The 7,940-nt window shown below is 66.5% G+C and carries 8 protein-coding genes and 1 pseudogene; 2 read left to right on the forward strand and 7 right to left on the reverse strand.

Annotation, left to right across the window (positions count from 1 at the left end; all coding sequences use genetic code 11):
• The first annotated feature begins 15 nt into the window (after positions 1–15).
• Positions 16–489, forward strand: coding sequence for a thioesterase family protein (locus tag HMPREF2914_RS27885; RefSeq protein ID WP_003096359.1), 474 nt, complete (start codon positions 16–18; stop codon positions 487–489).
• Here the strand turns inward: HMPREF2914_RS27885 and HMPREF2914_RS27890 are convergent.
• From HMPREF2914_RS27890 to HMPREF2914_RS27915, 6 genes are all read right to left on the reverse strand, one after another.
• Positions 474–956, reverse strand: coding sequence for a YaiI/YqxD family protein (locus HMPREF2914_RS27890; RefSeq protein ID WP_003136094.1), 483 nt, complete (start codon positions 954–956; stop codon positions 474–476). The two genes, HMPREF2914_RS27885 and HMPREF2914_RS27890, sit on opposite strands and share 16 nt — an antisense overlap.
• Positions 957–1,022: 66 nt before the next feature.
• Positions 1,023–2,924, reverse strand: coding sequence for a cytochrome c/FTR1 family iron permease (locus HMPREF2914_RS27895; protein WP_023980291.1), 1,902 nt, complete (start codon positions 2,922–2,924; stop codon positions 1,023–1,025).
• 104 nt (positions 2,925–3,028) lie between these two features.
• Entirely contained in the window at positions 3,029–3,658 is a 630-nt protein-coding gene (locus HMPREF2914_RS27900) for a LysE family transporter (protein ID WP_003096365.1), read from the reverse strand.
• 229 nt (positions 3,659–3,887) lie between these two features.
• Positions 3,888–4,646: a TerC family protein gene (locus tag HMPREF2914_RS27905; RefSeq protein WP_003096367.1), complete on the reverse strand. Its 759-nt coding sequence runs from the start codon at positions 4,644–4,646 to the stop codon at positions 3,888–3,890.
• Positions 4,647–4,652: 6 nt separating this feature from the next.
• Complete coding sequence (locus HMPREF2914_RS27910; protein ID WP_003123700.1) at positions 4,653–5,231, reverse strand: mechanosensitive ion channel family protein; 579 nt, start codon at positions 5,229–5,231, stop codon at positions 4,653–4,655.
• Positions 5,231–7,147 (reverse strand): ATP-binding cassette domain-containing protein, encoded by a 1,917-nt coding sequence (locus HMPREF2914_RS27915; protein WP_009314490.1) that lies wholly within the window; start codon positions 7,145–7,147, stop codon positions 5,231–5,233. The genes HMPREF2914_RS27910 and HMPREF2914_RS27915 overlap by 1 nt, the downstream gene beginning before the upstream one ends.
• A gap of 45 nt (positions 7,148–7,192) precedes the next feature.
• On the opposite strand from HMPREF2914_RS27915, the gene HMPREF2914_RS27920 reads away from it, so the two are divergent.
• Positions 7,193–7,672: a TIGR02444 family protein gene (locus tag HMPREF2914_RS27920; RefSeq protein ID WP_003099227.1), complete on the forward strand. Its 480-nt coding sequence runs from the start codon at positions 7,193–7,195 to the stop codon at positions 7,670–7,672.
• On the opposite strand, the pseudogene algP reads toward HMPREF2914_RS27920, so the two are convergent.
• Positions 7,669–7,940 (reverse strand): annotated as a pseudogene (algP, locus tag HMPREF2914_RS32120) (alginate regulator AlgP); the annotation flags it as partial. The gene HMPREF2914_RS27920 and the pseudogene algP sit on opposite strands and share 4 nt — an antisense overlap.

Below are 7,940 nucleotides of genomic sequence, written 5' to 3' on the forward strand. Positions count from 1 at the left end.
AATCGAGACGCCGCGATGAGCGAAACGCCCTCCCCCGCCCTGCCTGACGACGTCCACCAACTGGTGGCGGATTTCTTCCAGCGCATCCCCTTCAACCGCATGCTCGGGATCCGCGTGGCGAGCCTCGGCCGCGAGCGGGTAGTCCTCGACCTGCCGATGAAGGACGAACTGATCGGCAACTTCGTCCAGGGCATTCTCCACGGCGGGGTGATCTCCAGCCTGCTCGACGTCACCGGCGGTGCGATGGCCCTGATCGGCGCCCTCGAACGGCATCGCGAACTGCCAGGCCACGAGCGCATGGCGCGGCTGTCGAAGCTCGGCACCATCGACTTGCGCGTCGACTACCTGCGCCCGGGACGCGGCCGGACGTTCACCGCCCATGCGGTGCCGCTTCGCTCGGGCAACAAGGTCGCAGTGGTGCGCTCGGAACTGCATAGCGACGACGGCACGCTGGTCGCCGTCGGTACCGGTACCTATCTGTGCGGCTGACTCGCGCGTAGATCGGCTTCCCGCTGCAGGCGGGTGAGCAGGCGGTCCAGGGCGTTGGCGAACGCCTGGCGGTCACGCTCAGCGTAGGGCGCCTGGCCGCCGCCCATCTGCCCCTGGTCACGCAGGTCGGCCATCAGGTTGCGCATGGCCAGCTTATCGCCCATGTTCCGCGCGTCGAACTCGCGGCCGCGAGGATCGAGGGCGGCAACCTGTTTCTTGATCAGCCGATCGGCCAGCGGTACGTCGCTGCAGATCGCCAGGTCGCCCGGCTCGGCCTGCTCCACCAGGTAATCGTCAGCCGCATCCATCCCGCTTTCCACCACCACCAGACGCACGCAGGCGAACGGCGGCTTGACCTGCGGCTGGCCGGCGACCATCCAGACTTCCAGCTTGCGCTTGAGGGCGAACTTGCAGACCAGTTCCTTGGCCGCCTTGGGGCAGGCGTCGGCATCGATCCAGATACGCATGAACGGACTTCCGTAGAAATGACGACGGCCAGTATCGCACTGGCCGTCGTGGTTGCGCGATCCCGCTCAGTCGGCGGCGTTGGCCGCCGCACGCCGGCGCTCGACGATCCGGCTACGCCCGTAGAGCAGCGCGATGGCCACCAGCGCCATGGCCTGGGCCGACAGCGAATAGGCGTCGGCCTTGATCCCCAGCCAGTCGAAGTCGAAGAACGGCACCGGACGGGTGCCGATCACCCCGGCTTCCTGCAAGGCGATGACGCCATGTCCGGCGAACACCACCGAGAGCGCACAGAGCAACGCCGCGTTGATGCTGAAGAACAACCCCAGCGGCAGTTTCGCCGAGCCACGCAGGATCACCCAGGCCAGGCCGATCAGCAGGACCACGGCGGTCGCCGCGCCGCCGATCACGGCATTGTGCCCGGCCGGTCCGGCCTGCAACCAGAGGGTTTCGTAGAACAGGATGACCTCGAACAACTCGCGGTAGACCGAGAAGAACGCCAGCACTGCGAAGCCGAAGCGTCCACCACCGCCCACCAGGCTGCTGCGGATGTAGTCCTGCCAGGCTGCCGCGTGGCGGCGGTCGTGCATCCAGACGCCGAGCCAGAGCACCATCACGCAGGCGAACAGCGAGGTGAAGCCCTCCATCAGCTCGCGCTGGGCACCGCCGATATCGATCACATAGGCGGCCAACGCCCAGGTGGCGAAGCCGGCGACGAAGGCCAGCCCCCAGCCGACGTGCACGCCACGCACGGCACTTTCCTGCCCGGTATTGCGCAGGAAGGCGAGGATGGCGGCAAGCACCAGGATTGCCTCTACCCCTTCGCGCAACAGGATCAACAGGGCGGAAACGAAACTGATGGAGAAACTCAGCGAGTCGCCGCCAAGCTGCTTGGCGGCCTCTGCCAGCTTGCCCTTGGCCAGCTCCAGCTGTTGCGCCACCTGGGTTTCCGGGAGGCCATCGCGCAACGCCTGGCGGTAGGCCATCAGCTGCTTCTCGGTGGAGCGGCGCAAATCGGCGTCGACGTTGTCCAGCGAGCTTTCCACCAGCTCGAAGCCTTCCAGGTAGGCCGCCACCGACAGGTCGTAGGCCTGGTCGCGGTCGCCTTCGCGATAGACCGCGAAGCTCTTGTCCAGGGTGGCGGCGGTATAGTCGATCAATTGCCCAGGACCGCGCTGCTCCAGCGGCGGATGCGCACGCAGGGCGCGGAAGCTCTCCGCAGCGGCCTCGCCGTCGTGCTCGGCGACTTCGGCCGGAGTCTGCGTGGCCAGGGTCGCCAGCGGGTAGGCATGGGCCTTGTCCGGCTGCGCACTGCCGGCGCTCAGGCCGGCCACATAGCTGGCCAGGTCCCAGCGCTGGCGTTCGTCGAGCTGGTCGGCGAACGCCGGCATGTCGGTGCCGGCCACGCCCAGGCCGATGACGTTACGCAGGTCGTAGAGGCTCAGGTGGTCGAGGCGCTGGCGATCGGTGAGGTTCGCCGGCGGCGGTTCCAGGCCGATGCCGGCGGGGCCGTCGCCCTTGCCCGCATCGCCATGGCAGATCGCGCACTGCTGGGCATAGATCGGCGCTGCGCGGCTCGGGTCGGGGGTGATCGCGGGGGTCTGCACCACCTGGTAGATATCCGCCACCCGTGCCTCGAGGTTGCGCGCCTGGAGGGCCACGTCCCTTCCCGGCAAGCGCTGCTCGATGGCCTGGCGCAGGCTGGCGACCCCCCTCTCCAGCTCGGCGCGCTCGGGGCGCATCGGCAGGGTCAGGACCAATGCCTGCAGGTTGCCAACGAACTCCACCTGTTCCTGGTATTCGCTGGGGTCGACGATCTTGCCGTCAGCCACGGTCGGCGGATAGTCGGCCGCCAGGTAACTCAACAGATGCAAGGCTTGGGAGGGGTCGACGGCCGTGTCGGCAATAGCTCCAAGGCTGAACACGCAGACCAGCGGCAGCAGCCACAGCAGGATTTTCGGAGGGTGCATGGCGAAGACGAAGTGAGAATGGAAGAGATTAAATTGTCCCTTCGCCTTCCCGCCCATGCAAGAAATACTCTGTAACAATCACGCCCGTCGGCGTGTCGGGCGGCTCAGAGCGGCGCTCGGCGTACCGTCGCCAGCAGCCCCGCGGCGCCGACGAACAGGCTGGCGAAGGTACGGTTCACCAGCTTCTGCTGGCGCGGCGAACGCAGTACGCGTAGCACGCGCGCAGCCAGTCCGGTGTAGCCGGCCATGACGATCAGGTCGACGACGATCATGGTGCCGCCCATGATCAGGTACTGCGCCAGCAGCGGCTGGTGCGGGTCGATGAACTGCGGCAGCACCGCGAGCATGAAGATCACCGCCTTGGGATTGCTGGCGTTGACCAGGAAACCACGCAGCACCAGGGTCAACGGTCGCCCCAAAGGCCGTTCGCCATCGGTGCTCAAGGCCTGTGGCGGCGCCTGCCACTGGCGCACCGCCAGGTACACCAGGTAGGCCACGCCGAACCACTTGATCAGGCTGAAAGCCAGTGCCGAGGTCGCCAGCAACGCACCGACGCCGGCGGCGACGATGGCGATCTGCAGGGCCAGGCCGATCTGCAGGCCCAGCGCGTTCCAGTAGCCTCGCGCAAAGCCGTACTGCAACCCGCAGGACATCGAGGCGATGGCTCCGGCGCCCGGCGACAGGCTGATGGCCCAGCAGGCGAGAAAGAAGGCGAACCAGGTACTGACGAGCATTGCACACCTCGGAAAGCGAACGCGGCTGGCGGCGGGAACGAAAAAGCCAGTGTGCACCAAGGCGGAGCAGCCGCACAGGTTTTCCGACCACGCGCCTCGCCCAACCTTTGCGGGCGCAACCTGGCGGACAGAAAAAACCCGGCAGATGCCGGGCTTTCCCGAGGATACGCGCTCAGCCATGTTGGGCGGACCACCGCGATGCGGCTATTCGCCCTGGCCCCGAACGCTCTCAGTCCGGCGAACCCTTGCGCAGCTTCACCGGCTCTTCGCCGCGCTTGCGCGCCATGGCCCCGCGCAAGCGGATGTTCAGCGCCTCCACCGCCAGGGAGAAGGCCATGGCGAAGTAGACGTAGCCTTTCGGCACGTGCACTTCGAAGGACTCGGCCACCAGCACGGTGCCGACCACGATGAGGAACGACAGGGCGAGCATCTTCAGCGATGGGTGTTTCTCGATGAAGTCGCTGATGGTGCCTGCCGCCAGCATCATCACGCCGACCGAGATGACGATCGCCGCGACCATCACCGGCACGTTCTGCACCAGACCGACGGCGGTGATCACCGAGTCCAGGGAGAAGATGATGTCGATGATCGCGATCTGGACGATGATGCCCATGAAGCCGTGGGCCTTGCCGCCGCTCTTCTGCTCTTCTTCCGCGCCTTCCAGGCTGTGGTAGATCTCCATGGTGCTCTTGAACAGCAGGAACAGGCCGCCGAAGAAGAGGATCAGGTCACGCCCGGAGATGCCCTGGCCGAACAGGTGGAACAGGTCGGTGGTCAGGCGCATGACCCAGGTGATCGAGAGCAACAGCAGGATCCGCGTGCCCATGGCCAGGGCCAGGCCGAAGAAGCGCGCCTTCGGTTGCTGGGCCGGCGGCAGGCGCCCGACCAGGATCGAGATGAAGATGATGTTGTCGATGCCGAGGACGATTTCCAGGGCGGTCAGGGTCAGGAACGCGACCCAGATTTCAGGACTGGCGAGCCATTCCATAGATGGTTATTTCCCGTTTTTTGTTGGAGTTGAAAAACCTGGCCCACGCCAGCGACGCACGGCTTTCTGGAAGAACAGGCTGTTGGGAACCTGCAGCAGCGGGCCCGGCGAGCCATCCTCGAGGGTTTCTTCCAGTGTCGTATACAAGAGATTGATGGCAACCACGCGTCCGGTGACGCCCGGTTTGTCGGCGCTATCGATCAGCTCCACGCGGTCGCCGATGCGGAACGGTCCGACGGTGAAGATCAGCAACGCACAGAACAGGTTGGAGAGCACGCTCCAGATGGCGAAGAAGGCTACCGCCGCCACCGCGGCGAAACCGGTCAGCGCGGTCCACAGCACTTCGGCGGACACGCCCAGGCGCTCCAGCACCATGATCAGTGCGCTGACCATGATCAGCCAGCGCAGGCCGCCACGCAGCGGCAGGAGCAGCTCCGGCGGCACCGGATAACGCTCGCCGATACGGGTCACCGTGCGTCGGACCAGGCGCTGGAGCAGCCAGGCGACCAGCAGGATGAGCAGGATCTGCAGCGCCACCACCAGCGGCCCGCTCCAGGTCTGCGTCAACATCTGCAGGTTATCCATCACTCACTGGCCTCCAGTTCTTTCTGCAAGGCTTCGAGGGTTTCCAGGGCCTCTAGCCAACGTTCCTCCAGCTCGCCTTCGCGAACCTTCAGGCTCGATTGTTCGGACAGCAACTCGCGCAATTCGTCCTTTCGCGATACGTCGTACAGGGCGCTGTCGCCCAGCCGCGCCTCGATAGCGGCTAGCTTTTCGTGCAGGCCGCCGAGTTCGCGCTCCAGCTTGTCGGCCTCGCGCTTGTGCGGCGCCAGCTGCTGGCGCAGCGCGGCCGCTGCCTGGCGCTGGGCGCGCTTGTCGGTGCGTTCGGACGGCGCGCCCGGCGCGGTCTCGGCCTGCGGCGCCTTGCGCGCGCGATAGTCGACCAGCCAGCGGGCGTAATCGTCGAGATCGCCATCGAACGGCACCACGCGCCCATCGGCGACCAGAAGGAATTCGTCGGTGGTGCTTTTGAGCAGGTGCCGGTCGTGGGAAACCACCAGGACCGCCCCGGAAAACTCCTGTAGAGCCAAGGTCAGGGCCAGGCGCATTTCCAGGTCGAGGTGGTTGGTCGGCTCGTCGAGCAGCAGCAGGTTGGGCTTCTGCCAGGCGATCAGCGCCAGGGCCAGGCGCGCTTTCTCACCACCGGAGAAGTTCAATACCGGCTCGTCCACCCGAACGCCGCGGAAGTCGAAGCCGCCAAGGAAGTCCTTGAGGGTCTGTTCGCGCTCGCCGGGGGCGATACGCTGCAGATGCAGCAACGGGCTGGCCTGTGGGTCCAGCGAATCGAGCTGGTGCTGGGCGAAGTATCCGATGGCCAGGTTCTCGCCGCGCAGCAGGCGGCCGCCCAATTCGGGCAGGTCCCCGGCCAGGGTCTTGATCAGGGTCGACTTGCCGGCGCCGTTGGGACCGAGCAGGCCGATCCGCGCACCGGGCACCAGTTGCAGCTTGACCTTCTCCAGCACCGCCTTGTCGCCATAGCCGAGACGGCCTTCGCCGAGATCCAGCAACGGCCGGGAGATCTTGTCCGACTCGCGGAAACTGAAATTGAACGGCGAATCGACATGTGCCGGCGCCAGTTCCTCGAGACGCTCCAGCGCCTTGATCCGGCTCTGCGCCTGGCGCGCCTTGGTGGCCTTGGCCTTGAAGCGGGCGATGAAGCTTTCCATGTGCGCACGCTGCGCCTGCTGTTTCTCGTAGGCCTGCTGTTGCTGAGCCAGCCGCTCGGCGCGGGTCCGCTCGAAAGCGGAATAGCCGCCGCGATAGAGGGTCAGCTTGCGGTTTTCCAGATGCACCACATGGTCCACCACCGCATCGAGGAAGTCGCGGTCGTGGGAGATCAGCACCAGAGTGCCGGGATAACCCTTGAGCCACTCTTCCAGCCAGAGGATGGCGTCCAGGTCGAGGTGGTTGGTCGGCTCGTCGAGCAACAGCAGGTCGGACGGGCACATCAGCGCCTGCGCCAGGTTCAGGCGCATCCTCCAACCGCCGGAGAAATCACCGACCCGGCGCTCCATCTGCTCGCTGCTGAAGCCGAGTCCGGCCAGCAGCTTGCGCGCCCGTGCATCGGCGGTGTAACCGTCGGCGTTGTCCAGTTCGGTATGCAGGCGCGCCAGGGCAGAACCGTCGTGCGCCGCTTCGGCGGCGGCCAGTGCCGCCTGGATCTCGCGCAGGCGACTGTCGCCGTCGAGCACGTAATCCACCGCCAGGCGATCCAGGGTATCGACCTCCTGGCGCATGTGCGCGATGCGCCAGTCGGCGGGCAACAGGCAGTCGCCGGCATCCTGGCCGAGCTGGCCGCGCAACAGCGCGAACAAGCTGGACTTGCCAGCGCCATTGGCCCCGATGAGACCGGCTTTCTGGCCGGCGTGCAGGGTCAGTTCAGCAGCTTCCAGGAGGCGCTGCGGCCCGCGCTGTAGCGTAAGATTGAGGAGTCGGATCATGGCGGCGGAGTTTATCAGTTTCGCCCTTGCGGAGCGTGAGGCTGTATGACTGGAAATGTCTGGAAATTCGCGGTGGACGTCTATGCCCGGCCGGGCGTGGAAACGGCTTGCCTCGCGCTTCAGGAGCAAGGTGCGGACGTCTGCCTGTTGCTGGTCGCCGCCTGGCTTGGCAGGCGCGGTGTGAGCTGCTCGAAAGAACGCGCCCAGATCCTGGAGAACGCCGCGCGTCCCTGGCGCGAAACGGTCATCGAACCCCTGCGCAGATTGCGTTGCGCCTGGCGCGAAGCGGCAACCCACGACGCCTGCCTGGCCGAACTCCGCGAGGAAATGAAGGCCCAGGAACTACGAGCGGAACGGGAACACCTGCAACGCCTGGCCGACCTGGCCACAGCCTGGCTGGAGGGCCAGGAAGCGAATCGCAGTGCGGATGCCTGGCTGCAAGCCTGCAGCCGGGACATCTGCACGGAAGCAGAGCGCCGGGCTTTGCTGGTGCTTGGCTCGGCGGCTTTGCAGACAGCGCCTTAGGAGGCGCTGGTCGGGGCGGCGCCGTTGCTGCCCGCGGCAGGCGTTGCCGAAGCAGCGCTGGAGGCGGCTGCCGGGGCGCTGGGAGTCGCCGCAGGCTTCGCAGCAGGAGCGGTGGCGGGCTTGGCTGCGGCAGGCTTCGCGGCTACGGGTTTCGCCGCAGGCTTGGCCGCCGGTTTCGCCGCGGGCTTGGCCGCCGGTTTCGCCGCAGGCTTCGCGGCCGCGGGTTTCGCCACAGGCTTGGCCGCCGGTTTCGCCACAGGCTTCGCCG

The organism is Pseudomonas sp. HMSC067G02 (assembly GCF_001813485.1).
Taxonomy (GTDB): Bacteria; Pseudomonadota; Gammaproteobacteria; order Pseudomonadales; family Pseudomonadaceae; genus Pseudomonas; species Pseudomonas aeruginosa.